Here is a 242-nt window from a genome sequence, read left to right on the forward strand (position 1 = left end):
GTTCTGACTTGATACGGCAGTACAGGACTGAGCATTGAGCTATTGTAAGGTTTGATAGTGCTCGTACCCAGTATATCGCCTACCGTCGCGTCACTATGGTTTTGTTCGATATAGTTTTGGACTTGCGCTTGATAGTCTTCAATCGCTTGGTTGACCGCACCTTGATTAAGGTTTTGTACGCTACCAGCCGCCTCATCAGTGACAGCACCGTCTTTGGCTTGTGTAATAAGGGTTTCAGCATC

Annotated in this window: 1 protein-coding gene; it reads right to left on the reverse strand. The window is 46.7% G+C overall.

Annotated elements, in window-relative coordinates; all coding sequences use genetic code 11:
* Window positions 1-242 (reverse strand): hypothetical protein (locus tag SB749_RS20625; RefSeq protein ID WP_410711957.1); only part of this gene is annotated, 242 nt, incomplete at both ends.

The organism is Brevibacterium sp. SIMBA_078, assembly GCF_046534565.1.
Taxonomy (GTDB): domain Bacteria; phylum Actinomycetota; class Actinomycetes; order Actinomycetales; family Brevibacteriaceae; genus Brevibacterium.